Consider the following 24,029-nt stretch of genomic DNA (forward strand, 5'->3'; position numbering starts at 1 on the left):
ATAATGTAAAATATAACTTAGTTAAGATTATATAATATCGTGCCTAAAAACACAAATAATAAATTGCAAGTAGCCTCTTGTAAACTTTCATTTTGGATGATATAATAAGATTGTTAAATTTTAAACGAAATTTGGATTTTGGGTGATTAAGGAACTGATATTTTGGGTATTAATTAAAAATGGAAAAAGACATAATATGAATTATGGGAGGTAAGAAATGATGTCAGAAGAAATGGATTTGAGGTATGAAGGGCATGAACATCACTGCCACGATATCTGTGAACACATGAGAAGATATTTAGGAGAAACAGTTACGGTATTTACAGAAAGCGGAGGGGAAAGTGGTCAGGGATTTACTGGTGTTTTAGCATTAGTTACTCCAAGGTTTGTAAGGCTTATTGTAACAATAGGAACACCACCAGATGACCCATTCTGGTACAGAGGCTATGACTCAAGAGAAGAGTTTGGCGAACATCATCGAAGAGAAAGATGCTGCCCGCCACGCAGAAGATTTTGCGGACTTGGTTCAATAGTTGACATTCCTTGCAGAAAGATAGTTGCGTTTGTTCACAATGCTGTATGATATTTCTAATTAATAGAGGCTGTCCAAAAAGATTAATGGGCAGCTTCTTTTATTTTATACGTTATTAAGACAAAATGCATAAAGTTACCTATCAATAATTTTCAAACATGATAAACTATTTAATTATCTTTTTGCCTTAGCTTCCATTTTATATTTTGCATATTAGACAAATTTAGTAGCAATTATATGAAAAAATTCATCAATATTATACCTTGTTTTTTTTTTTTTTTTATTAAAATATAATCAAATCAAAATTAAGAAAATTAGGAGTGAGGGGTATGATTAATAAAATTATTACGAATTATAATCTAAATAAGAGTATTAGCAACAATTCTAAGGTCAGTAGTTCCAATCACAGTGTTTCTGCTTATTCGCTCTCAAAAGGTTGGATTGTGCCTAATAAACCTTCTGTGCAGTCAACTGATCCATACAAGGTTACACTCTCAACCACTTCTTCACAAAAAGCTTCTACTAATAATAAAACTCATAGTTCGAATACAGAAAATAGTGGAGGGATTTTGGGTATTTTTTCGAATATCAAAAAAGATATTAGTGACACATCAAAAAATATTCAGAACAAAGTTAACAATTTTGTAAAATCTACAGCTTCAAATTTGAATAACACAGTTAAAACAGTAGAGCGCAAAATTTCTTCAGTAGTAAAATCAACTGGAGAAAAATTAGAGTCTGTTACAAAGGATATTAAAGAAGGTTTGAAAAAAGCTGTAGATGTTACAACAACAAATAGTATTTCTGTTGAAGGGAATAAAACTATAAAAGAGAAAAAAATAACTTTGAATGTAGCAGGCAACAAATTATATTTGAAGTTTACATCTTCAGTGAGTGGCGAATTAGGAGTTGAAAAGTCATACCAGCATAAGGCAAATGCAAAGAGTGCTCCTGTTTCAGTTGAGCACAGCAATTTTGGTAAATTGAATTTGGAATTAGAGAAGAGAAAAATTAGCAAGAGTTTTGAGACTAGCACGAGTATGAAAGTTAATGATAAAACTGAAATTGTAAGTGATGTAACAGTTAACAAAAGGGGTGCTGAGATTGCAGGTGGAACAAAACTGGTGCTTTTGAAGACACATAATCAGGAAGTTAATGTAACAGTTGGGGGAGCAGTAAAGAACAATGGAAAAGCTGAAATAAATTTAGCTAAGGTAACTCATTCTTCTTCGGCAGAAAAGATGTCCTCGGAAAACAGCTTACAACTGAGCATTGATGAAAAATCATTCAATAATACAAAGACAACTCTGCAGGGAGTGTGGGTTGCATTACCAAATGATACAAAGTTTAAGATAGGAGTTTCTGTTGGAGTTGTAAAAGGTGCTGTAAATACTGTAAAGAGTGTAGTTGATATAGTAACTCATCCAAAACAAGTTATTGAAGGAGCAAAAACATTAGTTAAACATCCTCAGGCAGCATTAAATTATGCAGAGCAGGTTGTTGCGAATGCAAAGAATGAATTTATAAAAGGTGATGCTTACAAGAAAGGAGAGATGGTAGGTAAAGCACTGTTCGAAGTAGGGGTTAGCGTAGCAGGCACCAAAGGATTGGATAAATTAGCAAAATCGGCAGAACTATCTGGAAATTTAGAAAAGCTCAAAAAAGTATTTGATTTTACAACAAAAGTAGCAAAACCAGCTTTTGGTCATTAAAAGTCTTTGCACACAGAGCTTTATTTGAAGCTCTGTGTGCTTTATATTGAAGAAAATGACTGCTTTTTGATAGAATATATCCGGTAAAAAAGTTTGTAAAAAGAAGGGGAATGAGAGTTGAAAAGGATGAGAAAAAGCAGGAAGTGGCTGATAATTGGATTGATAGGTTTAATACTGGTTTATTTTGGTTTTAGATTTTTTTCAAACAGATATATCATTGTAGATGGCAAAGTTATAATGAACACTTTGTCAATTAATGATACACATGATGTGATAACAAGCATGCAAGATAGAGGAGAGTATAATAACGCTGCAGCTCTTGCTAAATGGATTGTTAAAAATGCTAAAACTTCTGATGAAAAAATAAACGGTTATTATCGACTTGTGGAGATAGCTCACCAGATTGATAATCCGATGATGGAGGAGTATTATGCAGACCTTGCTTTGAAAAGTATAGATAATAGAACATCGAGATTGATGAGAAAAATGGCATATTATGCAAAATCTATTGCTGTTGCTCAGAGAAGTTGGGAACTTGGAGAAATAGAAAGAATGAAAGAATCCGTCAGCTGGTTAGAAAAATCCTTAAAGATAAGTGACTCTACGAATCCAAGAGACACGTGGTACTTTAATACCATGGCATACTATAGTCTTGCAGAAACGTATTTGGAAGCATATGGGAATTACAAGAAAGCACTTGAATACATAGAAAAGTTCTTGGAACTTTATAAGGAAGATAATGAAAATAAATTTTTAAAAAGATATATTGAACTTCTATCATATTCAGGAGACTGTTATTATGAGTTAGGCATGAAGGATAAATTAAGAAATGTGTACAGCATCTGGAAAAAGAATTATCCAAAATACAAAGATTATTTTAAAAATTATAAGTTTCAATTAAAAATGTTAGAATTTCTAAACAAACTAATTGATGGCAAATATAAAGAGGCAGAAGAAATTATGAAGAAGGAAGATCCAGATTATTTAGGGATTTACTATTATCGAAAGGTAGGGGATATTGAAAAGGGTAAGAGAGCGTTGATAGGTTTTGGGAAGAGTAATATACAGCTTTATCCATTTCCACTTTTTCAGAGGTGGGTAAAAGAGTTTAAGCTAAGTGAGAAAGAGAAGAAGGAACTTGAGGTTATGTGGAAGAGATGGGTTGAAGAGAACAGGAAAAAATGTTTGACCACAAATGTGCTGAGAAGTGATAAAGAGATAGCAAAGAGGGGTTGGAGATAGATGAGATACCGGTTTGAATGCATGTTTGGGGATGCTGAGAAGGTTTTTTTAGAGATTTTTTCAGAGAAAAAAGGGAAGGAATATATTCCTATGACAAGAGATGGCGAAAGTTTTGTATGTGAGTTAGAATTATTACCATCAGATGCTTACAAGTATATTTTTGTGATTGATGACAACATAAGGCTAATTGATCCGACAGCTCCATTTGTTATTCCGACTGAAGATGGACAAATATTTTCCTGCATTGCGATAAATGCCAATGACGAAATCTTAACCTACGACTTTGAACCAAGCATATTTGTGAAAAACTTTGGTTTTTGTAGCGAAATGGTAGAAGATGGAGAAGTAGTGTATAAAAGAGCTTTTTCCAAGAAAGATAATAGAATATATGTAAGAATAGAGTATAGTGATGTTTTAGGATTTCATCAGAGTAGTATTTTGTGGTATAGACCTGATGGACAATTTTTTTCACAAAGTAGTGGTATTGTATGGAGTGAAGAGAAAAAAGAAGATGGTATAATTGAATGGCATTATGTAGAATTAACTGATCAAATACCAACAGGTAAATGGAAAATTAGATTTTTTATTAATGGGCTCTATCTTTTGGAAGATTATTTTATAATAACCCCAACTACCTATGGAATCGAAGCAGGGATTTTAAAGACATCGTTGTAAAACTGAGAAGAGAAAATAGTATTTTTCACAATAGAATTTGAAAGAAAAATTAAAAATTGTTAGAGAAAGTGACGTTGGTGAAAAATTATTTACCAAAATAGTTTTTGCCATATTTTTTATATATGTTTAAGGTGATGATTAGAGAAGAAGGGGAGAGAGGTGTAATATAAATCCAAAAGTCTCTCCCCCTATTATTTACTCAATATAAAAATTCCATATTAAATAACATAATTAACAAGCTTTCCAATTCCTTCGATTTCAACTTCAACAACATCTCCTTTTTTCATGCTTCCAATTCCAGAAGGAGTTCCTGTTATTATCACGTCAAAAGGTTTTAAGGTCATTATAGAGCTTACATAACTTACAAGCTCCTGCACAGTGAAGATGAAATTGCTTGTGTTAGAATTTTGAACAAGTTTGCCATTAAGATAGGTTTTAATTGGGCTGTTGTTTGGGTCAATTTCATCTGTTATAATAGGACCAAGTGGTAGAAAAGTGTCAAAAGATTTTGCTACAGTCCACTGACCATTTTTAGGCTGAAGATCCCTTGCTGTCACATCATTTGCGCATGTATAACCAAGTATGTACTCATCTGCCTCTTGAGGTTTTACATTGTGACACTCTTTTTTTATAACCACCGCAAGCTCTCCTTCATAGTCCACTTGGCTACTCATATGCTGCGGATAAATTATACTGTCGTTGTGGCCAATCACACATGTCGGGGGTTTTAGGAATAGCACAGGACTTTCTGGAAGTTCAAGTCCAAGTTCTTTCGCATGATCTTTGTAGTTAAGACCTACACAGACAATCTTTGAAGGCTTGACAGGCGGCAAAATTTTTAAATCCTCTATTGAATAAGACTCTTTACCCACTTTCAATGGTTCGAGACTTTTTACAACTTTTACAATACTGTCTTCCACAAGTCCAAAAAATGTTTTATTTGCATAAAAAAATCTTCCGACTTTCATGTGTCTTTAGCACCTCTCAATAATGTAAAATATAACTTAGTTAAGATTATATAATATCGTGCCTAAAAACACAAATAATAAATTGCAAGTAGCCTCTTGTAAACTTTCATTTTGGATGATATAATAAGATTGTTAAATTTTAAACGAAATTTGGATTTTGGGTGATTAAGGAACTGATATTTTGGGTATTAATTAAATTAGTATTTTTATTAGAGGATAATAATTTTAGAAAGTTTTAAAATATGATTTTACAGGTGGTGATTTAATTGCCAAAGGTTCTTCGAGCTGATAATATGAACAAATGTCTTGGATGCTTTACATGCATGCTCACATGTGCAGCAGTGAACCATAACAATCACAACCTTGCAAAAAGCTCAATAAAAGTTAAGACAAGAGGAGGACTTCAGAGTAAGTTTGCAGCAACAGTTTGTGTTGCGTGCAAAGAACCAGCGTGTGCAGAGGCTTGTCCCACAAATGCGCTTGTTAAAAGGCCCGGTGGCGGTGTTAAGCTAATTGAAGAAAAATGCATTGCATGCGAAAAATGTGTTAGCGCATGCATAGTTGGTTCAATTCACATGGACTATGATAGAAAAATCCCAATTGTTTGCAAACACTGTGGGGCATGTGTGAGAATGTGCCCACACAATTGTCTTTCAATGGAAGAGGTGAGTGAGTAAGATGATAGGCAAGGACTTTATAAGAGTGCTTTATATTGACCTTACAAACAAAAAAGCAGATATTCAAGAAAGGGAGGATCTTTACAAATACTTAGGCGGAGCAGGTGTTGCAGCAAAACTTTTAGAGGAAAATATGAAAAAAGGTGTTGACCCTTTGCATGAAAGCCAGCCTCTCATTATATCTATAGGACCTCTTTCAACTATCTTTCCTGTTGTGACAAAAGCTGTTGCTACTTTTGTCTCACCCCATACAGGAGAATACGGGGAAAGTCATGCAGGTGGCAGACTTGCAATGGCTATAAGAAATGCAGGGTATGATGCAATAGTTATAACAGGAAAAGCTCAAAAGCCCACATACCTTGTCATTACAGATAAGAATATTGAATTTAAAGATGCAAGAGCTATGTGGGGACTTGACATAGAGGAGACAGGAAGGGTTATAAGAGAAAGAGAGCCAGGTCCAGGGAAAAGAAGTATAATCAGAATTGGCAGGGCAGGCGAAAACCTTGTAACATACTCTTGTGTCAACGTTGATACTTACAGACATTTTGGAAGGCTTGGCATAGGAGCAGTCTTTGGAAGCAAAAACCTCAAAGCGATGATGATAATGGGCGAAGAGGATTTGCCTATTTCGAATTTAAAAGAGTACTTTAAGACTTATCAGGAGATATACAAAAAAGTTACACAGACAGATGCAATGGCGAAGTATCATGAGCTTGGGACACCTATGAACATCAAAGTGCTAAACAGCATAAGTTCTCTTCCAACTAAGAATTTACTTCAGTCTACATTTGAGCATGCGGACGATATCTCAGGTGAGACGTTTGCCGAAAAGAACCTGGTCAGAAAGGTTTCGTGTGTTGGCTGTCCCATTGGATGCATCCATATAGGGCAGTTCAGACGCGAGTTTGACAAGGGATATGAGTATGAGTCTATTGCTGTATCGTATGACCATGAACTTATATATGCTTTAGGTAGTCTTTTAGGAATAAAAACAACTGATGAGGTCCTTCAGATTATTGATGAGGTAGAACTTGCAGGACTTGATGCTATCTCAACAGGTGTTGTATTGGCATGGGCAACAGAAGCACTCAAAAAAGGTCTTATCTCAAGAGAAGACACTCTTGCTGACCTTGAGTTTGGCAACACCATGGAGTATGTAAAAGCAATTGACAATATTGCAGACAGGGTAAACGAGTTTTACTACACAATTGGCAAAGGTCTCAAAGAGGCTGTGAAAAAATATGGAGGAGAAGAGTTTGCACTTTTGTATGGTGGCAATGAGATGGCAGGATATCATACAGGCTATGCATTTGCGCTTGGTCAAACAGTTGGTGCAAGGCATTCTCACTTAGACAATGCAGGTTACTCTTATGACCAGAGCGCAAAAGAATTAAAAGATGAGGAAATAATAGATTATGTGATTAATGAAGAGAAGGAAAGAGCAGTGCTCACATCGCTGTGCATATGTCTATTTGCACGAAAGGTGTATGACAGGTCAACTATCTTGAAAGCATTAAATGCGGTTGGTATAAACTGGACTAATGATGACCTTACACGACTTGCAAATGACGTATTTTTTACTAAACTAAAAATCAAAAAGGAGCTTGGATATTCACTTGAAAATTATAAATTTCCGAAGAGAATATTTGAAACACCTACAATGTGGGGAAAGATGGATGAAGAGAGGTTAAATAGGCTTTTGAAGATGTATATCGAGAGGGTGGAAAAAGAATATGAAGATTGGAGTAGAGGTAAATAGTTTCTTTAGCAGGTATGGCAGCAGGATAGGCAAAATGGAAATTGAGATTGACCAGAACACAAATGTAGAAAAGCTTCTTGAGAACTTAAACATTCCAAAAGACAAGGTTGGATTTGTGGTTGTTAATCAAAAAAGGGTTGACTTTAGCTATGTGTTGTCGGAAAATGATAGTGTGTATATAACTCCATATGCAACTGGAGGATAATATATGGCTATACAAGGAAGATATATAAAAAACATAGGTGCTTTGAGTATAGATGCTCAAAAAAAACTTTTTTCAACAACAGTTGCGGTTGTTGGAGTAGGCGGAATAGGTGGTTTTTTAATTGAAGGTCTGGCACGACTTGGAGTAAAAAAAATTATAGCAGTTGATATGGACTCTTTTGATGAGACGAATTTAAATAGGCAGATAATTTCTAATGTAAGCAACCTTGGAAAATTCAAAGTATTTGAGGCTGAAAAAAGAGTAAAAGAAATAAATCCTGCAGTTTATTTTGAACCAATAAAGGAAAAGGCTTATTTAGAAAACCTTGATATATTTTTGATGGAAGCAAGTTATATCTTTGATGCAACTGACAATATAGAAATAAGAAAGAGTCTTTCAAAGTTTGCACAAAAGATGGACAAGGTTTTAATTCACGGAGGGTGTGCTGGCTGGTATGCCCAGATTGCCATCATTACAAAAGACACACATGGAATAGAAAAACTTTTGGGAGAGACAAATGTTGAGGGTGCTGAAAAAGACCTTGGCAACCCGATTTTTGCACCAATGCTGACAGCAGCCTTTGAACTTTCTGAGTTTTGTAAGCTGATATCAGATCAGGGTGAGAACTTAATTGGAAAGTGTATGATTATAAATCTTCTGACAAATGAATATAGAATTTTCGAATTTTAGAATCTTTCCGAGCCATAGCAGCCTAAAAAGAGAAGTTTATTCTCTTCATGGTGCTATGGCCGATAGGGTGCAGATTTGGGAAACCGCTGCGCCTCCCGCTTTGGAAAGGAAAGATTCTTCTAAAACTTGGTTTTAGAAGGATACTCTTTTGCTTCAAGTTTCAAAGCGGGAGAGTATCCTTTTTTATTTTTGAAAATACAAAAAGGCGGGAGACCAGAAAATGCAAAAAGAAAAGTATCTCAGAAATTTTGCAGTACTACTTACTTTTATTTTCGTTGCTACTTTAAGCTTTCTTTCATTTTCTTACTATAAAACTTTCAAGATAGCTACAACTACAAGTATATACGATAGTGGTTTTCTGGACTTTGTAATACCTGCATTCAAAAAGAAGAACAATATGAAATTGGCATTCATTTCAGTAGGAAGCGGTCAGGCAGTCAAGATTTTCAAAAATGGCGATGCTGATGGAATAATAATACATGAAAGGTCATTTTTAGATGAACTTGAAAAAACAAAGCTGATAAATGGTTATAGCGCATTTGTTTCGAACTATTTTATACTTGTTGGGCCAAAAGATAAAAAGGATTTATTTAAAAAGGTAAAAAGTGTCCAAGAAGCTTTTGCACTGATAAGAAAAAATAACTTTAAATTTGTGTCACGTGCAGACAATTCAGCAACTTATATTAGAGAACTTGAGATATGGAAGTTAGCAAAGGTCCAGCCAAATTTTGGAGGATATATAAAGTCAGGGCAGGGTATGGGAATGAGTCTAAATCTTGCAAATGAAAAGGGAGCTTTTATTCTCACCGATGAAGCAACATTTTACAAAATGAAAGATAAATTAGATAGTTTGGATGTAGTTTATCAAAATTCAAAGGAGCAAGTACTTACAAATATATATTACTTTGCTTACTCACCTAAAAAAGTACAGCTTTCCAAGTTTGCTGCATACTTGAAAAGCAAGGAATTTAAAAATCTTGTAAGTTCTTTTAACCAAAAATTCTTCAAAAAAGAAATATACAGAGTTGTAAAATGAGTGGTCAAGAGGTAACGAGATGTTGGCAAATGTAGTTCTTTCAACTTTGATTGTTTGTATTCCTTCGACATTCTTGGCGATTTTGATAGGTGTTCCTGCAGGATATTTTCTCAAAGTCAAAAGATTTAAATACAGAAAGATGCTAATTAGAATAGTTTATACTCTATCTGGGCTACCACCCGTGCTCGCAGGACTGCTGGTATATATACTTCTTTCCAGAAAAGGTCCTCTTGGTTTTTTGGACATACTTTTTACCAAATGGGCTATGATCATTACCCAGGTAATACTCATTGTTCCTATAGTCACACTGTATACCCTGTCTGGACTAAAAAATATAGATAGTGTTCTTGAAAACTTGGATTATTTGAATGTGAAGGGATGCAAAAGGCATACAGCCATTGTGAGGGAGTATTTAAAAGAGATAATATATGCTATTGTTTTAGGTCTTTCAAGAGCAATTTCTGAGGTTGGTGGAGTTTTGATTGTTGGGGGGAACATAGAAGGAAGCACACGGATTTTAACAACAGCCATAATTTTTGAAATTACCAAGGGTGAGTTTTCACACGCTCTTTTGCTGGGTGCGGTACTGCTTGCTATCTCATTTACTTTTAATACAATTTTGCAAATATTGCAGGGTGATGCTTTTGATTAAAGTGATAGATGTAAAAAAGAATTTTGGGCAGAGGATATTGTTTGAGTGTAAGAGTCTCACATTTGAAAAGAAAGGACTTTATATTATAAAAGGACCAAACGGTTGCGGGAAGACCACATTTTTGAAAATGCTATTTGGAAAGGACAAAGAATATTTAGGTATAATACACAATCTGTTCAATAAAAACATTATGCTTCCACAGCAGCCATATTTTTTTAAAGGGTCGGTTGAATATAATCTTGCACTTGCTCTTTCGCATGAGAATCTAAAGTCTGCCCAGGAGGTTTTAAAGATGTTTGGTGTTCCTCTTAAAACCAACATAAATCAGCTCTCAGCTGGGCAGAGACAGCTAATAAGTTTCTTAAGAGCGTTTTATATACCTTCTGATGTACTTTTTTTGGATGAGCCCGATTCCTTTCTCGACATAGATGTAAAAGAGTTTGTGTACAGACTTATAGAAGATGAAGCACAAAAAAGGTGTATAATAGTTGTAACGCACCATCAAAGTGCAGCTTTGAAGGGTAATATGATATATTTTGAAAATGGTCAGATTATTAAAGAAGGGGAGCTCTACAAATGAAGGTATTAAAAACATATTTTGAAGTTTTTGAGATACTTAAAGATGAGTTTTGTAATTTTAATCTTCAATCAGAAAAGGTATCTATCCAAGAAGCAGTTTTTAGAATCTGTGCTCAAGATATTATAGCAGATATAGATGTTCCTCACTTTGACAAGTCCACTGTTGATGGATATGCACTAAGATGTGAAGAGACGTTTGAAGCGAATGATGAAAACCCGGCCGTGTTTGAAATAGTAGGCGAGGTGAAAACGGGAGAGGTACCAAACTTTCAAATACAAAAAGGACAAGCTGCAAGGATATTCACAGGAGGGTATGTACCGCAAAATGTAAATAGCATTGTGATGCTTGAAAATACCATTGAAGAGGATGGAAAACTCTATGTTTTCAAGCCAGCAAAGCCTGGCGAAAATATACTCAAAAAAGGTGAGGACATAAAAAAAGGCAGTATCGTCATAAAGAAATATCAAAAGCTTGAGCCTGCTCAAATTGGCGTGTTGGGTGCAATAGGAAAAAGGGAAGTGGAAGTGTTTAAAAAAATAAGAGTGGGTATAATCTCGACCGGAGATGAAATAATATCGCAGGATGAAAAACTTGATGGTGCAAAGATTTATGATGTGAACTCATTCACTCTGTACACATCATGCTACAAGGAATATGCTCTGCCAAAAATGTACGGGATTGTAAAAGATAATTTTGAGGTTTTGAAAGATCTTCTTTCCACAGCTTTGCAGGAAAATGACATTGTTCTTATTTCAGGTGGAAGTTCTGTTGGCACATACGACAACACTTTAAAGGCTATTGAGAGCCTAAAAGATTCTAAGGTGCTTGTTGACGGTGTTTCAATAAAACCGGGCAAACCAACAATAATAGCAAAAGTTAACACAAAGGCAGTTTTTGGACTTCCTGGCCATCCTGTGTCTTGCCTTTTTATATTCAACTTTTTTGTAAAAAAACTTATGGACATCATATTACATCAGCAGGACACTACAAGAAAAGTTCTTGCTAAGATGAAAACCTCTATTTCGACTTCGTCCGGCAGAACTGAGTTTGTGTTTGTAAAGCTTCATTTTGGCGATGAGATTTTAGCTGAGCCTCTTTATGGAAAATCAGGTTCGATAAATCTTTTGAATAATGCAAGTGGATATATAAGGGTTGATGCAACAAAAACTGGTATCAGGCCGGGAGATATTGTTGAGGTGATATTGATATGAAAGATTATCATTTTTCAGCTGTGCTTCCACAGCATGCAAGAGTTTCTATCCAGGAAATTCTAAAGAAATATCTGGTATTAGAAGAAGAGGAGATTTCATTGTATGATGCAAAAAATAGATTTGTTGCAGAGGATTACAAGGCTATTCACACATCCCCACCTACAGATGTTGCTGCAATGGATGGATATGCCGTGATGGCTGAAGAGACATTCGACGCTTATGATACAAATCCAAAATACGTTGAAAGTTTCAAAACTGTCCAAACAGGCGAAAGTATAGATAATTTCAATGCGGTTATTCCTTTTGAAGATGTCCAGCTGGAAAACGGAAAAATAAAAATTTTTCAAAGCTACTATCCACGTCAAAACGTTCGCTCACAGGGCGAGGATATAAAAGAAGGTGAGATGATAATAAAGAAAGGTGAGTTTTTGACATTTTTTGACAAGGTATATCTAAAAGCTGGTGGGTGGCTTAATATCAAGGTTTACAAAATGCCAAAAGTTGCTTTTCTGCCAACTGGAGATGAGCTTGTGGATAGAATTGAAAAAGCTGAACAGCTTGTTGAGTTCAATTCGGTGATTTTCAGTGAGCTTCTGTATCAGTATGGTTTTGAAATTAGTGTTTTCAAACCAGTATCCAACGATTTAAATATTCTTAAAGAAACTTTGAAAAAACTTTTAGATGAGTTTGATATTGTGTTTGTAAATGCTGGGTCATCTAAAGGTGACAAGGATTTGACACATGATGTAATTCAAAGTCTTGGCAGAGTAGCTGTCCATGGTATAGCTATAAAACCTGGAAAGCCAACAGTCATAGGTGAGGTAAATGGGAAACTTGTAATGGGACTTCCTGGTTTTCCTGTTTCTATGTTTTTTGTTCTCAAAGAGATTTTTTTAAAGGCTTTCTTTGACGCATATTTGTTAAATCCGAAAGAAAAGAGTGTTATGGCTGTACTGGAAAGAAGAGTTGGGTCAGACGTTGGAGCTGAGGAGTATATAAGAGTACAGGTGGAAAACAAGGATGGCAAAAACCATGCAAGAGTTTTAAAAAGAGGAGCAAGCGTGATTTCAAGTTTGAAGCGGGCAGATGGATATATAGTTGTGCCAGTAAATGTGGATGTTGTGGAAGAGGGAAGTTTGGTTGAGGTTAAGATGATTTGAAAAAGGTGATGAAAATGTTTGATGGTTTTTCAAGAAAAATAGACTATTTAAGGTTTTCTGTAACTGATAGATGCAACTTTTTTTGCATGTATTGCCGAACAAAGGATTTGTGTTATGAAAGGGCAGACCAGCTTTCAAAAGGAGAAATATTTAGAATAATCTCTGCATTTAAAAAGCTTGGGATCCAAAAACTTCGAATTACTGGTGGAGAGCCCTTTTTGAGAGATGACATTTTTGAGATAATTGAGTTTGCACACAGTATTGGCATAGAAAATATAAATATAACAACAAATGGTTGGTTAGATACCGAAAAGATTAAAAAGGTTATTAAAAGTCCGCTCAAATCAGTAAATATTTCTCTTGATACATTAGATAAGAAAAAATACAGGTTTGTAACAGGAATTGATGGTTTAGATAAGGTTTTGACAGCGATAGATGAGTTGAGAGATCACAAGAGAGTGAAAATAAACACTGTGCTCATTCGCTCTGTTAACCTTGATGAGATAGAAGATTTGATTTCCTTTGCGAAAAAGAGGAATATTATTATTCGTTTTATTGAACTTATGCCTATTGGCATTGCCAACCAAATCTTCAAAGATGAATTTGTAAGCAAAGATGAGGTTATCAAAAGGTTCAAAGGAATAAAAGAATTAAGTACAAAAGAGGTTTCAGCTGCTAAATATTACTATGTTGAAGATTTTGACTACACAGTAGGATTTATAAGCTCTGTATCAGACCATTTTTGCAAAACGTGCAATAAAGTCAGAGTCTCATCAACTGGCGTGCTTTACAACTGTCTGTTTGATAAGGATGGTTTAAACTTGAGAGATTTTCTGGATGATGAAGAACTCCTGCTCAAAAAGATAGAAGATTTTGTCAAAAAGAAAAAGCTGATAAGAAGCCTAAAATCGGATATGCCGATGTTTAAGATAGGAGGGTAGTGTAAAGATGGAATTTACACATTTTGATAAAGATGGCCTTCCCAAGATGGTAGATGTGACGTCAAAAGAACCAAGTTTCAGGGTAGCAAAAGCAAGCGGTAAAATCTTTGTAGGAAAGGATGTTATTGAAGCAATTGAAAATAGGCTTTTACCAAAAGGGGATGTGTTTGCAACTGCTAAGGTTGCGGCGATAAATGCTGCCAAAAAGACATCCGAACTGATACCTCTTTGCCACAACATATTTTTGTCTTTTGTTGACGTTTCGTATAGGATAAACAGAGATGAAGGGTACATTGAAGCTATATCAGAAGTAAAAACTGAGGCAAAAACAGGTGCGGAGATGGAAGCAATCACAGCAGTGGTTATTTTTTTAGAGACGGTGTATGACATGTGCAAAGCGGTAAAAAAAGATATAGTAATTACTGATGTCAGGCTTATAGAAAAGTCTGGGGGGAAATCTGGACATTATATTTTTGAAAATGAAAATAAAACTGCAAAGGTTGTGTCAATCAACATCAGCAGACAAAAAGGAACGCCGAAAGAACCAGTAAGTGAAGCGGTTTTGATTGAAAACTATGGGATTGAAGGTGATGCACACGCTGGAACTTCTCATCGGCAGGTGAGTCTTCTTGATATATCCAGCATAAAGAAGATGGAACAGTATGGGCTCAAAGGCCTTTGTTTTGGCAAGTTTGCAGAGAACATTACAACAGAAAACTTGGACCTGCAGAAAATTTCGCTTGGAACAAAACTGAGAATAGGGAATAATGTCTTGCTTGAAATAAGCCAGATAGGAAAAAAGTGCCACGGTAGCGGCTGCGAAATTGCAAGATTGGTTGGAGTTTGTATTATGCCCAAAGAAGGTCTGTTTGCAAAAGTATTAAAAGGTGGTAAAATTAAAGAGGGAGATATTATTGAGATTTTAAATGAGTAAAAAGTCGGCTCCACTTCCACATTCTCTTTCATTTTCTAAAAGGATATTGAGGCCATGCTCTAAGATTGGTAAAACTGCTTCAAGGCATTCTTTTACTGCCTTTGGTGAACCTGGAAGATTTATTATTAAACTGTTTTTGTATATTCCTGACACTGCACGGGAAAGGTAGCTTTTCTTGTTTATCTTTCCCGTTTCATATCTTATAAGCTCTGAAATGCCTGGTGTTTGTTTTTCTACAATTTCAAGTGTTGCCTCGGGTGTCACATCTCTTGTATAAAATCCTGTTCCACCAGTTGTCAGTATCAGATTTGCTCCGCTTTTTTGTGCCTGAATTATGGCTTCTTTTATCATTTCCTTTTCATCTGGTACAATCTTGTAAAATACATTTATATAACCTTGTGATGACAGTATATTGATTATTACTTTTGCGCTCAAATCTTCTCTTTCTCCTCTTGAAGCTTTGTCCGAGCATGTGATTACTGCGAATGTAAAACCCATTTGTTTCATCTCCTTCCTGCAAGGCTTCTACTTAAATATTTTTTAGTTAGCATTTCAAAGTCAACAGGAATTTGTTATAATTATATAAGATATTTTCTTGTATTGAAAGAGGGAAAATTTAATGATTGAGCTTAAAGAAGTGCCACAGGAAAACCAAGAAAAGGTCAAAATTTTTTGTGATGTCAACAACATACCTTTTGATGGAGGCGCAATTTCACATATTGTGTTAGATGGCAGCAATGTATTAGGAATTTCTCAGCTCAAGGTTGAAAATGGTATAGCTGAGATATTAATCATTTTTGTGAAGAAAGAATTCAGAAACATGGGATTTGGAGATGGACTTTTAAAAATGCAGATTAATTACTGTTATAGGAATTCAATAAGCTTTATTAAGGTAAAAAAAGGTATAAATGATCGGTTTTTTAGAAGAGTTGGATTTGTGGAAGAAGGAGAATATCTTGTTTTAGATGTTCAGGCATTTTATACAAATCTTAAGTGTAAACAATAAAATTTATAGAAAGAGGGTAAGAGATGCAATTTGATTATGAGTGGTTTAAAAAAAAGATTTGGGAGTATATAGGAATAAATCTTTCATATTATAAGGAAAAACAGATGAAAAGAAGAATAGAGTCGCTCATGAAAAAAAACGGGTTTGCAACTTTTGCAGATTATTATACGGCTTTGACAAAGGATCAGAAACTTTTCAACGAATTTATAAATTATTTAACAATCAACGTCTCAGAGTTTTATAGAAACCCCCAACAGTGGGAAATACTCGAAAAAGAAATAATGCCGTATATATTAAAGAGAACAAAAAGACCCAGAATATGGTCTGCTGCCTGTTCTACAGGTGAAGAACCATATTCAATTGTAATGCTTTTGACTAAATTTTTCCCTTTGAGCGAAATAAAAATTTTAGCAACCGACATTGACGATGATGCTATAAGAAAAGCCAAAGAAGGAGTGTATATGAAAAAAAGTTTAGAAGGACTACCTCAAGAATTTGTAAGAAGGTTTTTTAAAGAAAATGGAGAATTATATTACATAAGTGATGAAATAAAAAGATGTGTTGAATTCAGACATCATGACCTTTTAAAAGACCAATATCCAAAGGATATGGATTTAATTGTATGCCGCAATGTTTTGATATATTTTACTGAAGAAGCAAAGGATATGGTCTATAAAAATTTTAATAAATCGCTGGTTATGAATGGTATTTTGTTTGTAGGTTCAACCGAACAGATAATTATGCCCCAGAAATATGGGCTAAAACCTATTAAGACCTTTTTCTATGAAAAGGTGATGAATATTTGAGTACTAAAAAAATTTCATATGCAGGTATGATGATAGCTACTTCAATTATCTTTTTGGTGTTTGCCTCAATCTTGCCACGGGCAAATAGCATATTTTATATTCTTTCGTCTGTATGTATTATGACAATAATTTGGTTATTTGGGATAAAAGAAGGGTTTTTTGTATATATTGCGTGTTCTTTATTAGGGATATTCTTGATTCCCAACAAACTTGTGTCGATGGTTTATATTTTCATTTTTGGTCTATATCCTATAATAAAGGCTTTATGTGAAAAGGGTTTTCCCATTTATGTAGAGTTTTTTTTAAAGCTTTTGTATTACAACCTTGCATTAATTATTTTATATTTTATGTTTAAACTAATAATAAAAGAAATTCCCCACTTTAAATTTGGGCTCATTCTGACACTTGTTTCATCAGAAGTAATATTTATACTCTATGACTATCTTCTTACGCTAATTTTGCAAAAGATCAAGAGCTTGAAAATTTTTGGAGGGGCCAACCATGACTGAACTTATCATAAAGGATGCGCTTTCATTTTTGGTATCGTTTGTTCTTTTAATCATCATCACTCCGTATGTGCAGAAAAAATCTATTGAACTTGGTTTTGTAGACAGACCAAACCCGCGAAAAATTCATTCAACACCTATCCCGGTGACAGGTGGTATAGCTCTCTTTTTAGCTTTTTTCATATCCCAATTTTTGATAAGAGGTTTTAGCAGGGAGTTCTTAGGATTTTTTATTGCTTCATGTTTGATTTTGGCAATAGGTCTTTTAGATGACTGGTATAAATCACAAGGGAAAGAACTGAGTGCCCTGCCAAAATTCATTGTTCAGATTTTAGCATGTTCAATAGTATTCTTTATGGGAATACAGATTGAAGGGATCACAAATCCCTTTACTCATAAATTCATAAGCTTTCCTGTTTGGTTCCAGTATATAGCAACAGTTATTTGGCTTTTTGGAGTAACAACTGTTATAAACTTTATTGATGGGATAGACGGACTTGCAGCTGGTATTACCACAATTTCCGGGACAACACTGTTTTTTGTTGCGCTAATGAACCTGAGCATAATATCAACCGCAAGGGTTTCAACATATATGGCAGCAGCTTTAGTGGGTGTGTCTTCTGCATTTTTAATATTCAACCGTCATCCCGCTAAAATCTTTATGGGCGACAGTGGTGCCACTTTTTTAGGATTTGTGCTTGGGACAATTGCTGTGGAAGGAACATTTAAAGTGGCAACGGTAGTTTCGTTGATAGTACCCATTTTGACGTTGGGTCTTCCTATTTTTGATAACCTTTTTGTCATATTCAAGAGAATCAAAGAAGGGAAACCTATTTATCAAGCTGACAGAAGCCAGGTCCATTTCAGACTTTTGGAAGCTGGCTTGAACCAAAAACAGACAGTTTTATTTTTATACCTTGTGAGCATTTGTTTTTCCTTGACATCGCTGATTATTATGCTTCTATCCAGAAGATAGGATATAAAAAAGATCTTTTTTGAGTTCTTTTTCTTGTTCTAAGCCACCCAAAGATTAAATATTCTTCTTAATATGAAAGATTAACATAACTTTTTGAGAGGGTGGTTTAGAATGAGAAAAAGAATTATTTTTTTTGCTGTGCTTTCTTTTTTAATTTTCTTAGCAGGCTGCAGCTGGGAAAGTCTATCATCCACCTCACAAGAGAATACTTATGCTAACAAGAGCACTCAAACAGACGATGGTATCAAATTTGAGGTTGTGGAAAGTGATGTTTATTTTTCTCAACAAACTGGACAAAGTGAGAATCTTGCAAGTATTAAAACTATTTTTTGCGATAAAAATCATAACTTGGTGTTGACAGAAGTTTTCTCAAACAAAACACTTGATGTTGCAAAAAGAGGGCTTGAACTTTCCATTTTTTCTCCTTCTCGACAACGCAATCTAAGAACTTTTGGGCTTTTTTGTATTTTTCCTGATAGTGTGAAGATAAATTTCTTGAAAATTGAAAAGAATATTGCAACCATCGACTTGAATAGTGAGTTTTACAAACAAAAGTATTTAGATTTTTACCTCAAGGCAATAACTTTTTACTTGACATCGTTTGAGAATATAGATAGAGTATACTTTTACAATGAAGGGAAAAGCTATACAAACAAAGCCTTTGAGCGAAAAAAAGCGGGGCAGGTTATAATTTTTGTTCCTCAGAAAGTTTTATCAGAGATCTTTCTTGTCCCTAAGTGGATAGATATTCCAGATAAATTCAAAAATATTCCCATGGCTTTTGCACAAAAAAGCCTAATAAATAGTCTTAGCTATAGATTTTCTAAGTTAAATGGGTTAAAATTGAATAATGTAAACTTAAAAGAAAAGACTTTGTATATAGACCTATCGAAAGAGCTTTTGAACCTGAAAGGGACTGCTCAGGTAGATGTTGTTATTTCTTCAATATGCTTTACTGCAAGGGAAATAGACAAAACTCTTAAGTATTTAAAGATCTCAATAGATGGGAAAGAACCTTATCTTGACCAGTATGATTTAAGAGAAAAAATAGATGTGGACCAGTTCAAATTTAATAGTTTAAAAATAAGACTGTAAAAGGAAGGGAGCAAAAAATAATGAGACAAGACCAGAGAGCTTACAATGAGCTAAGACCAATAAAAATAACACGAAACTTTATCAAATATGCAGAAGGTTCGTGCCTTATTGAAATGGGCAATACAAAGGTTATTGTGACAGCAACAATTGACGATAAGGTACCACCATTTAAAAAGGGAAGTGGGGAAGGATGGATAACAGCTGAATACTCCATGCTTCCGCGCGCAACCCAGCAGAGAAATGTAAGAGATATAAATAAACTGAGGCTCAGTGGAAGAAGTCACGAAATTCAAAGACTCATTGGCAGGGCACTCAGAGCAGGTATAAACTTTAAAGCGCTTGGTGAGAGGGTTATAATAATAGACTGTGATGTGATTCAGGCAGATGGCGGAACACGCACAGCGTCTATCACTGGCGGGTTTATTGCCATGTTTGATGCGTGCAAAAAACTTTACGATGAAAAGATAATTGAAAACTTTCCTATAACAGACTTTGTTGCGGCTGTATCTGTGGGAATTTGCGACGGTGTTGAGATGCTTGACCTTTGCTTTGAAGAAGATTCAAAAGCTGCAGTTGATATGAACCTTGTCATGAACGATAAAGGTGAGTTTATTGAGATACAAGGAACTGCTGAAGGAGCTCCTTTTTCATGGGAGCAATTCCAGAAACTTTTGGAGCTTGGCAAGCAGGGTATACAAAAGATAATAGAAGTACAAAAAGAAGTTTTGGGACAAGATTGCGAACTTGTTGGGAGTGTGCCAAAAGATGAGAAAACTTCTCATTGCGACCAAGAATGAGGGAAAAGCAAAGGAAATGAAGCAGCTCATTGGAAGTTATTTTGACGACGTGGTTACACTCAACGATTTTGACGGTAGTGTAAACATAATAGAAGATGGCAGAACATTTGAAGAGAATGCTTTGAAAAAGGCAAGGGTGATATATACCCTTTATAGGCAGCCGACACTTGCTGATGATTCTGGTCTTGAGGTAGATGCTTTAGATGGAAAACCGGGTGTGATGTCTGCAAGATATGCAGGCGAAAATGCTACAGACGAAGATAGGATAAAAAAACTTTTGGATGAACTAAAAGATGTGCCAGATGACAAAAGAGGTGCCCAGTTTGTATGTGTTCTTGTGTTTATTGATAAGCAGGGTAGAATATATCAGACAAAAGGGATTTGTCGGGGCAAGATTGCCTTTGAGCCAAGAGGTGAAAATGGTTTTGGTTATGACCCTGTGTTTGTACCTGATGGATTTGACAGGACATTTGCAGAGCTGGATAGCCAAATCAAGAACCAAATATCTCACAGAGCAAAGGCTTTTGAAAACCTAAAAAAGATTCTGGGTGAGATTTACAATGAAGATACTTGTGATTAGTGATACACATGGAATTATATATGATGCACAGAATATCATAAAAAAATACGAAAAGAACGTAGAGATGTGCATTCACCTTGGAGATTTAGTAAAAGATGCCATTTATCTTCAAAGTAGGTTTCCCAATCTCAAGTTTGAAATTGTAAGGGGGAACAATGACTTTACAAAGGATTTTCCGCCTGAGAAGATAATTGAGTTAGGTGGCAAAAAGATTCTAATTACCCATGGTCATATGTACTCAGTAAAGTCTACATATGACCTTATTGTAAATCATGCAAAAGCGTTTAGAGTGGATGCCTGTTTTTTTGGTCATACTCATCAGCAGGAAGAGTTTTATTCAGATGGTATCCTTTTTTTGAATCCTGGAAGTTTAGCTTTTTCAAGGGACGGTTCAAGGTCGTTTGCAATAGCAGAAGTTACTCCTTACGGGGTTGTAGCATATTTGGAAAAGGTGTGAAGGAAATTGATAATAGCCCAAGGTGAACTTGTGAATATCAGAGAGGTTAGATGGGGAGACTTAAAATATCTTCAAAAATGGGCAAATGACCCAGAAGTTGCATACTGGGCAAGGGCAGAGACAAATATTTCAAGTATTACAATAGGAGAGTTTAGAAGATGGTATTACAGGCGCTCCTCCTCTTCTGTTAAAAGATTTATCATAGAAACAAAGGAATCAAAAAAGCCGATTGGTTCTATTTCCTATAGAGATTATGATTCTATCAACAAAGTGGTAGTTCTTGGCATACATATTGGAGAAAAAAACTACTGGGGAAAAGGATTTGGCACCGATGCAATTAAAGCGTTTGTGAAATACCTTTTTGATACACTTGATATCAATAGGATAGAACTTGATACTTTCGATGAGAATGTAAGGGCAATTAAAGCATATCAAAAGTGCGGTTTTAAGATTGAGGGTGTTTTAAGAGAAGCAAGGCTTATTGAAGGAAAATTTCATGATGTAATTATTATGGGAATGACAAGAAAAGATTATTTAAAAATAGCAAACAAAACTTAAATGTGATATAATAAAAACAAACACAAAATAACCAAAACAAAATAAGGAGGACAAAAATGAAAAGTATAAATTGCATCGGTGCTGATTTTGGTGCGTCAAACGGAAGGATTTTTGTTGGCAGGTTTGACGGAACTGTTTTGGAGCTTTGTGAGGTTCACAGGTTCGAAAACAATCCTGTGCGGCTTGGTAAAAGTCTTTATTGGGATTTTCTTTACCTTTTTAACAATCTTAAGATTGGAATCTACAAAGCTAAAAAACAGTTTGGAACAATAGATAGCATAGGAGTTGACACATGGGGTGTTGACTATGGGTTGGTGGACAAGTATGGAAATCTTATTTCAAATCCCTATCATTATCGTGACCTGAGAACAAAATCGGCCATAGAAGAAGTAGGAAACATTATACCACTCAATCAGCTGTATAACACCACTGGTATTCAATTTATGAATTTCAACACCATTTTCCAGCTGTACATAGACTACAAGACAAGACCTGAGATAATGAAAAATGCTTCTTCGCTTTTGTTCATCCCAGATCTTTTTGCTTATTTTTTAACAGGAGAAAAGGTAAACGAATACACTATTGCTTCAACTTCTCAGCTTTTAGATGCCCACAAGAGAACATGGAGTTTTGAGATAATTGAAAAACTTGGGTTTGAAAAAGATTTATTTAATGATATAATTTATCCAGGAAACACTTTAGGAAAACTTTCAAAGGAGATTCAAGAAGAGCTTGAGATAGAAAACATACCTGTTATAGCAGTGGGTAGTCACGACACAGCTTCAGCTGTTGCGGCAGCGCCGTTTTCTGATGGAAAACAAACAGTTTATCTTAGCTGCGGTACATGGTCGTTGATGGGCGTTGAACTTGACAGTCCTTTAATAAACGAGAAAACATTTGAAAAAAACTTTACAAATGAAGGTGGGGTTGAGAACAAAATAAGGTTTTTGAAAAACATCACTGGGCTTTGGATTATTCAACAACTAAAAAGCGCGTGGAGCAAAAAGTTCGAAGAGGTAAGTTATAATCTCATAAGTGAACTTGCACAAAAATCTGACGTTGATTACGCAATCGATCCTGATAGTCAAGAGTTTTTAGCACCTGTGGATATCATTTCGGAGATAAAGAACTTCTGCAAAGCACACTTTGAAAAAGAACCACAGACACTTGGCGACATTGCAAAAGCAGCTTACAATGGAATTGTTAAGAAATACCAAAACACAGTTGAGGAGATAGAAAAGTTAACAGGGCTTAAGATTTCTGCAATAAATATGGTTGGCGGAGGCATTAGAGATAAGTATTTTTGCGAGCTTACAGCAAAGTTTACGAAAAGAGATGTTGTAGCAGGACCTGTTGAGGCAACAGTGCTTGGTAATATTCTCATGCAGCTCATAGCCTTAGGTGAGATTAAGAATTTGCAGGAAGGAAGAGAGCTTCTCAAAAAAAGTGTACAATTTGAATACTACAAAGGGAGGTAAGAAGAAAGGTGCTTGCGATTGAACGAAGACAAAAGATTATGGCAATGTTGAACGAAAACAAGAGTGTGCTTGTTCCGGAGCTTGCAAAACTTTTCAATGTTACAGAAGAGACAATAAGGCGTGACCTTGAAAAGCTTGAAAAAGAAGGCCTTTTGAAAAGGACATATGGCGGGGCAGTATTGGTTGAGAACTACAATGTTGATATTCCTTTTGAGTTTAGAAATGTCACAAATATTGAGGGTAAAAAGCAGATAGCACTGAGTTTGATAAAGTACATTGAAGATGGCGATACTCTTGTGATGGACTCGAGCACATCTGCGCTTCAGGTTGCAAAGCTTTTAAAAACAAAAAAGAAAATAACTGTCATTACAAACTCAGAGCAGATAATCAATGAGCTGAAAGTTTTTGAAGACACAATAAAGGTTATTTCAACTGGTGGAACGCTTAGAAACAAGTCTTTGTCACTTGTTGGACCAATAGCTGAGCAGACTTTGCGGTCTTTAAATGCAAACAAAGCAATAATATCATGTAAAGGTTTTGATATTGAAAAAGGATTTACAGAGTCAAACGAGCTTGAAGCTCAGGTCAAAAAGCTCATGATTGAAATAGCAGACAAGGTTTACATGATAGCTGACCACACAAAGATGAACAAGACAGCCTTGGTGAACATTGCAACACTTGACGATGTTGATTTTATCTTCACAGACAAGATCCTTCCGCCAAGTCAAGAAAATGCAATAAAGGAGAAAAATGTAGAGATTGTATATTGTTAAAAAAGGGGCCAACAGCCCCT

General features: G+C 35.2%; 28 protein-coding genes and 1 riboswitch. Of the genes, 26 read left to right on the forward strand and 2 right to left on the reverse strand.

Annotated features, from left to right (window positions below; genetic code table 11):
• Positions 1-220 precede the first annotated feature (220 nt).
• The 4 genes from COB47_RS03735 to COB47_RS03750 all read left to right on the forward strand — a co-directional run bounded on the left by COB47_RS03735 (position 221) and on the right by COB47_RS03750 (position 4,161).
• Positions 221-583 (forward strand): hypothetical protein, encoded by a 363-nt coding sequence (locus tag COB47_RS03735; protein ID WP_041742403.1) that lies wholly within the window; start codon positions 221-223, stop codon positions 581-583.
• 278 nt (positions 584-861) lie between these two features.
• Positions 862-2,244, forward strand: coding sequence for a hypothetical protein (locus tag COB47_RS03740; protein ID WP_013290068.1), 1,383 nt, complete (start codon positions 862-864; stop codon positions 2,242-2,244).
• A gap of 126 nt (positions 2,245-2,370) precedes the next feature.
• On the forward strand, positions 2,371-3,486 hold the full coding sequence (locus COB47_RS03745) for a tetratricopeptide repeat protein (protein WP_041742699.1): 1,116 nt from the start codon (positions 2,371-2,373) through the stop codon (positions 3,484-3,486).
• Positions 3,487-4,161, forward strand: a complete 675-nt coding sequence (locus COB47_RS03750; RefSeq protein ID WP_013290070.1) for a hypothetical protein — start codon at positions 3,487-3,489, stop codon at positions 4,159-4,161.
• A gap of 218 nt (positions 4,162-4,379) precedes the next feature.
• On the opposite strand, the gene COB47_RS03755 is transcribed toward COB47_RS03750, so the two are convergent.
• On the reverse strand, positions 4,380-5,129 hold the full coding sequence (locus COB47_RS03755) for a fumarylacetoacetate hydrolase family protein (protein WP_013290071.1): 750 nt from the start codon (positions 5,127-5,129) through the stop codon (positions 4,380-4,382).
• Positions 5,130-5,395: 266 nt separating this feature from the next.
• On the opposite strand from COB47_RS03755, the gene COB47_RS03760 reads away from it, so the two are divergent.
• The 11 genes from COB47_RS03760 to COB47_RS03810 all read left to right on the forward strand — a co-directional run bounded on the left by COB47_RS03760 (position 5,396) and on the right by COB47_RS03810 (position 14,977).
• A complete protein-coding gene (locus COB47_RS03760; RefSeq protein ID WP_013290072.1) occupies positions 5,396-5,806 on the forward strand; it encodes a 4Fe-4S binding protein in 411 nt (136 codons plus the stop codon).
• Position 5,807: 1 nt separating this feature from the next.
• On the forward strand, positions 5,808-7,568 hold the full coding sequence (locus COB47_RS03765; RefSeq protein WP_013290073.1) for an aldehyde ferredoxin oxidoreductase family protein: 1,761 nt from the start codon (positions 5,808-5,810) through the stop codon (positions 7,566-7,568).
• Positions 7,543-7,773, forward strand: coding sequence for a MoaD/ThiS family protein (locus tag COB47_RS03770; protein ID WP_013290074.1), 231 nt, complete (start codon positions 7,543-7,545; stop codon positions 7,771-7,773). Before COB47_RS03765 ends, COB47_RS03770 begins: the two co-directional genes overlap by 26 nt.
• Before the next feature lie 3 nt (positions 7,774-7,776).
• Positions 7,777-8,463: a HesA/MoeB/ThiF family protein gene (locus tag COB47_RS03775; RefSeq protein ID WP_013290075.1), complete on the forward strand. Its 687-nt coding sequence runs from the start codon at positions 7,777-7,779 to the stop codon at positions 8,461-8,463.
• A riboswitch (molybdenum cofactor riboswitch) is annotated at positions 8,457-8,590 on the forward strand. It overlaps the preceding gene by 7 nt.
• A gap of 93 nt (positions 8,591-8,683) precedes the next feature.
• Positions 8,684-9,499 (forward strand): substrate-binding domain-containing protein, encoded by an 816-nt coding sequence (locus COB47_RS03780; RefSeq protein ID WP_013290076.1) that lies wholly within the window; start codon positions 8,684-8,686, stop codon positions 9,497-9,499.
• A 19-nt stretch (positions 9,500-9,518) separates the two neighbouring features.
• Complete coding sequence (locus COB47_RS03785; RefSeq protein ID WP_013290077.1) at positions 9,519-10,151, forward strand: ABC transporter permease; 633 nt, start codon at positions 9,519-9,521, stop codon at positions 10,149-10,151.
• Positions 10,144-10,731, forward strand: coding sequence for an ATP-binding cassette domain-containing protein (locus COB47_RS03790; RefSeq protein ID WP_013290078.1), 588 nt, complete (start codon positions 10,144-10,146; stop codon positions 10,729-10,731). Before COB47_RS03785 ends, COB47_RS03790 begins: the two co-directional genes overlap by 8 nt.
• Positions 10,728-11,942 (forward strand): molybdopterin molybdotransferase MoeA, encoded by a 1,215-nt coding sequence (locus tag COB47_RS03795; RefSeq protein WP_013290079.1) that lies wholly within the window; start codon positions 10,728-10,730, stop codon positions 11,940-11,942. Before COB47_RS03790 ends, COB47_RS03795 begins: the two co-directional genes overlap by 4 nt.
• The gene (locus COB47_RS03800) at positions 11,939-13,102 is read left to right on the forward strand and encodes a molybdopterin molybdotransferase MoeA (protein WP_013290080.1); all 1,164 of its coding nucleotides are present in this window, start codon (positions 11,939-11,941) and stop codon (positions 13,100-13,102) included. Before COB47_RS03795 ends, COB47_RS03800 begins: the two co-directional genes overlap by 4 nt.
• Positions 13,103-13,107: 5 nt before the next feature.
• Entirely contained in the window at positions 13,108-14,043 is a 936-nt protein-coding gene (moaA, locus tag COB47_RS03805; RefSeq protein ID WP_237699024.1) for a GTP 3',8-cyclase MoaA, read from the forward strand.
• Between the two features lie 7 nt (positions 14,044-14,050).
• The gene (locus tag COB47_RS03810) at positions 14,051-14,977 is read left to right on the forward strand and encodes a cyclic pyranopterin monophosphate synthase MoaC/MOSC-domain-containing protein (RefSeq protein ID WP_013290082.1); all 927 of its coding nucleotides are present in this window, start codon (positions 14,051-14,053) and stop codon (positions 14,975-14,977) included.
• On the opposite strand, the gene COB47_RS03815 is transcribed toward COB47_RS03810, so the two are convergent.
• A complete protein-coding gene (locus tag COB47_RS03815) occupies positions 14,966-15,475 on the reverse strand; it encodes a MogA/MoaB family molybdenum cofactor biosynthesis protein (RefSeq protein ID WP_013290083.1) in 510 nt (169 codons plus the stop codon). The genes COB47_RS03810 and COB47_RS03815 overlap by 12 nt on opposite strands.
• 121 nt (positions 15,476-15,596) lie before the next feature.
• Here COB47_RS03815 and COB47_RS03820 point away from each other — a divergent pair, with 121 nt between their 5' ends.
• The 11 genes from COB47_RS03820 to COB47_RS03870 all read left to right on the forward strand — a co-directional run bounded on the left by COB47_RS03820 (position 15,597) and on the right by COB47_RS03870 (position 24,009).
• Positions 15,597-15,983, forward strand: a complete 387-nt coding sequence (locus COB47_RS03820) for a GNAT family N-acetyltransferase (RefSeq protein ID WP_013290084.1) — start codon at positions 15,597-15,599, stop codon at positions 15,981-15,983.
• Positions 15,984-16,006: 23 nt separating this feature from the next.
• Positions 16,007-16,789, forward strand: a complete 783-nt coding sequence (locus COB47_RS03825; RefSeq protein ID WP_013290085.1) for a CheR family methyltransferase — start codon at positions 16,007-16,009, stop codon at positions 16,787-16,789.
• Positions 16,786-17,298 (forward strand): hypothetical protein, encoded by a 513-nt coding sequence (locus COB47_RS03830; RefSeq protein WP_013290086.1) that lies wholly within the window; start codon positions 16,786-16,788, stop codon positions 17,296-17,298. The genes COB47_RS03825 and COB47_RS03830 overlap by 4 nt, the downstream gene beginning before the upstream one ends.
• Positions 17,291-18,271 (forward strand): MraY family glycosyltransferase, encoded by a 981-nt coding sequence (locus tag COB47_RS03835; RefSeq protein ID WP_013290087.1) that lies wholly within the window; start codon positions 17,291-17,293, stop codon positions 18,269-18,271. The genes COB47_RS03830 and COB47_RS03835 overlap by 8 nt, the downstream gene beginning before the upstream one ends.
• Positions 18,272-18,382: 111 nt before the next feature.
• Positions 18,383-19,366 carry a GerMN domain-containing protein gene (locus COB47_RS03840; protein ID WP_013290088.1) on the forward strand — a complete coding sequence of 328 codons (984 nt, stop codon included), beginning with the start codon at positions 18,383-18,385 and terminating at the stop codon, positions 19,364-19,366.
• Positions 19,367-19,386: 20 nt separating this feature from the next.
• Positions 19,387-20,163 carry a ribonuclease PH gene (gene rph, locus COB47_RS03845; RefSeq protein WP_013290089.1) on the forward strand — a complete coding sequence of 259 codons (777 nt, stop codon included), beginning with the start codon at positions 19,387-19,389 and terminating at the stop codon, positions 20,161-20,163.
• On the forward strand, positions 20,132-20,743 hold the full coding sequence (locus COB47_RS03850) for an XTP/dITP diphosphatase (protein WP_013290090.1): 612 nt from the start codon (positions 20,132-20,134) through the stop codon (positions 20,741-20,743). The genes rph and COB47_RS03850 overlap by 32 nt, the downstream gene beginning before the upstream one ends.
• A complete protein-coding gene (locus tag COB47_RS03855; protein ID WP_013290091.1) occupies positions 20,724-21,200 on the forward strand; it encodes a metallophosphoesterase in 477 nt (158 codons plus the stop codon). Before COB47_RS03850 ends, COB47_RS03855 begins: the two co-directional genes overlap by 20 nt.
• A 6-nt stretch (positions 21,201-21,206) precedes the next feature.
• The gene (locus tag COB47_RS03860) at positions 21,207-21,758 is read left to right on the forward strand and encodes a GNAT family N-acetyltransferase (RefSeq protein ID WP_013290092.1); all 552 of its coding nucleotides are present in this window, start codon (positions 21,207-21,209) and stop codon (positions 21,756-21,758) included.
• A 56-nt stretch (positions 21,759-21,814) separates the two neighbouring features.
• Positions 21,815-23,236 (forward strand): rhamnulokinase, encoded by a 1,422-nt coding sequence (locus COB47_RS03865; protein WP_013290093.1) that lies wholly within the window; start codon positions 21,815-21,817, stop codon positions 23,234-23,236.
• An 8-nt stretch (positions 23,237-23,244) separates the two neighbouring features.
• Positions 23,245-24,009, forward strand: a complete 765-nt coding sequence (locus COB47_RS03870) for a DeoR/GlpR family DNA-binding transcription regulator (protein ID WP_013290094.1) — start codon at positions 23,245-23,247, stop codon at positions 24,007-24,009.
• Positions 24,010-24,029 lie beyond the last annotated feature (20 nt).

Source organism: Caldicellulosiruptor obsidiansis OB47 (assembly GCF_000145215.1).
Taxonomy (GTDB): Bacteria; Bacillota; Thermoanaerobacteria; order Caldicellulosiruptorales; family Caldicellulosiruptoraceae; genus Caldicellulosiruptor; species Caldicellulosiruptor obsidiansis.

What these genes read in the sequence shown, in the direction of transcription:
- COB47_RS03735 (WP_041742403.1), top strand. Translation starts at nt 221, where the DNA reads ATGTCAGAAGAAATGGATTTGAGGTATGAAGGGCATGAACATCACTGC.
- COB47_RS03740 (WP_013290068.1), top strand. Translation starts at nt 862, where the DNA reads ATGATTAATAAAATTATTACGAATTATAATCTAAATAAGAGTATTAGC.
- COB47_RS03745 (WP_041742699.1), top strand. Translation starts at nt 2,371, where the DNA reads ATGAGAAAAAGCAGGAAGTGGCTGATAATTGGATTGATAGGTTTAATA.
- COB47_RS03750 (WP_013290070.1), top strand. Translation starts at nt 3,487, where the DNA reads ATGAGATACCGGTTTGAATGCATGTTTGGGGATGCTGAGAAGGTTTTT.
- COB47_RS03755 (WP_013290071.1), bottom strand. Translation starts at nt 5,129, where the DNA reads ATGAAAGTCGGAAGATTTTTTTATGCAAATAAAACATTTTTTGGACTT.
- COB47_RS03765 (WP_013290073.1), top strand. Translation starts at nt 5,808, where the DNA reads ATGATAGGCAAGGACTTTATAAGAGTGCTTTATATTGACCTTACAAAC.
- COB47_RS03770 (WP_013290074.1), top strand. Translation starts at nt 7,543, where the DNA reads ATGAAGATTGGAGTAGAGGTAAATAGTTTCTTTAGCAGGTATGGCAGC.
- COB47_RS03775 (WP_013290075.1), top strand. Translation starts at nt 7,777, where the DNA reads ATGGCTATACAAGGAAGATATATAAAAAACATAGGTGCTTTGAGTATA.
- COB47_RS03780 (WP_013290076.1), top strand. Translation starts at nt 8,684, where the DNA reads ATGCAAAAAGAAAAGTATCTCAGAAATTTTGCAGTACTACTTACTTTT.
- COB47_RS03785 (WP_013290077.1), top strand. Translation starts at nt 9,519, where the DNA reads ATGTTGGCAAATGTAGTTCTTTCAACTTTGATTGTTTGTATTCCTTCG.
- COB47_RS03795 (WP_013290079.1), top strand. Translation starts at nt 10,728, where the DNA reads ATGAAGGTATTAAAAACATATTTTGAAGTTTTTGAGATACTTAAAGAT.
- COB47_RS03800 (WP_013290080.1), top strand. Translation starts at nt 11,939, where the DNA reads ATGAAAGATTATCATTTTTCAGCTGTGCTTCCACAGCATGCAAGAGTT.
- COB47_RS03810 (WP_013290082.1), top strand. Translation starts at nt 14,051, where the DNA reads ATGGAATTTACACATTTTGATAAAGATGGCCTTCCCAAGATGGTAGAT.
- COB47_RS03815 (WP_013290083.1), bottom strand. Translation starts at nt 15,475, where the DNA reads ATGGGTTTTACATTCGCAGTAATCACATGCTCGGACAAAGCTTCAAGA.
- COB47_RS03820 (WP_013290084.1), top strand. Translation starts at nt 15,597, where the DNA reads ATGATTGAGCTTAAAGAAGTGCCACAGGAAAACCAAGAAAAGGTCAAA.
- COB47_RS03825 (WP_013290085.1), top strand. Translation starts at nt 16,007, where the DNA reads ATGCAATTTGATTATGAGTGGTTTAAAAAAAAGATTTGGGAGTATATA.
- COB47_RS03835 (WP_013290087.1), top strand. Translation starts at nt 17,291, where the DNA reads ATGACTGAACTTATCATAAAGGATGCGCTTTCATTTTTGGTATCGTTT.
- COB47_RS03840 (WP_013290088.1), top strand. Translation starts at nt 18,383, where the DNA reads ATGAGAAAAAGAATTATTTTTTTTGCTGTGCTTTCTTTTTTAATTTTC.
- rph (WP_013290089.1), top strand. Translation starts at nt 19,387, where the DNA reads ATGAGACAAGACCAGAGAGCTTACAATGAGCTAAGACCAATAAAAATA.
- COB47_RS03850 (WP_013290090.1), top strand. Translation starts at nt 20,132, where the DNA reads ATGAGAAAACTTCTCATTGCGACCAAGAATGAGGGAAAAGCAAAGGAA.
- COB47_RS03855 (WP_013290091.1), top strand. Translation starts at nt 20,724, where the DNA reads ATGAAGATACTTGTGATTAGTGATACACATGGAATTATATATGATGCA.
- COB47_RS03865 (WP_013290093.1), top strand. Translation starts at nt 21,815, where the DNA reads ATGAAAAGTATAAATTGCATCGGTGCTGATTTTGGTGCGTCAAACGGA.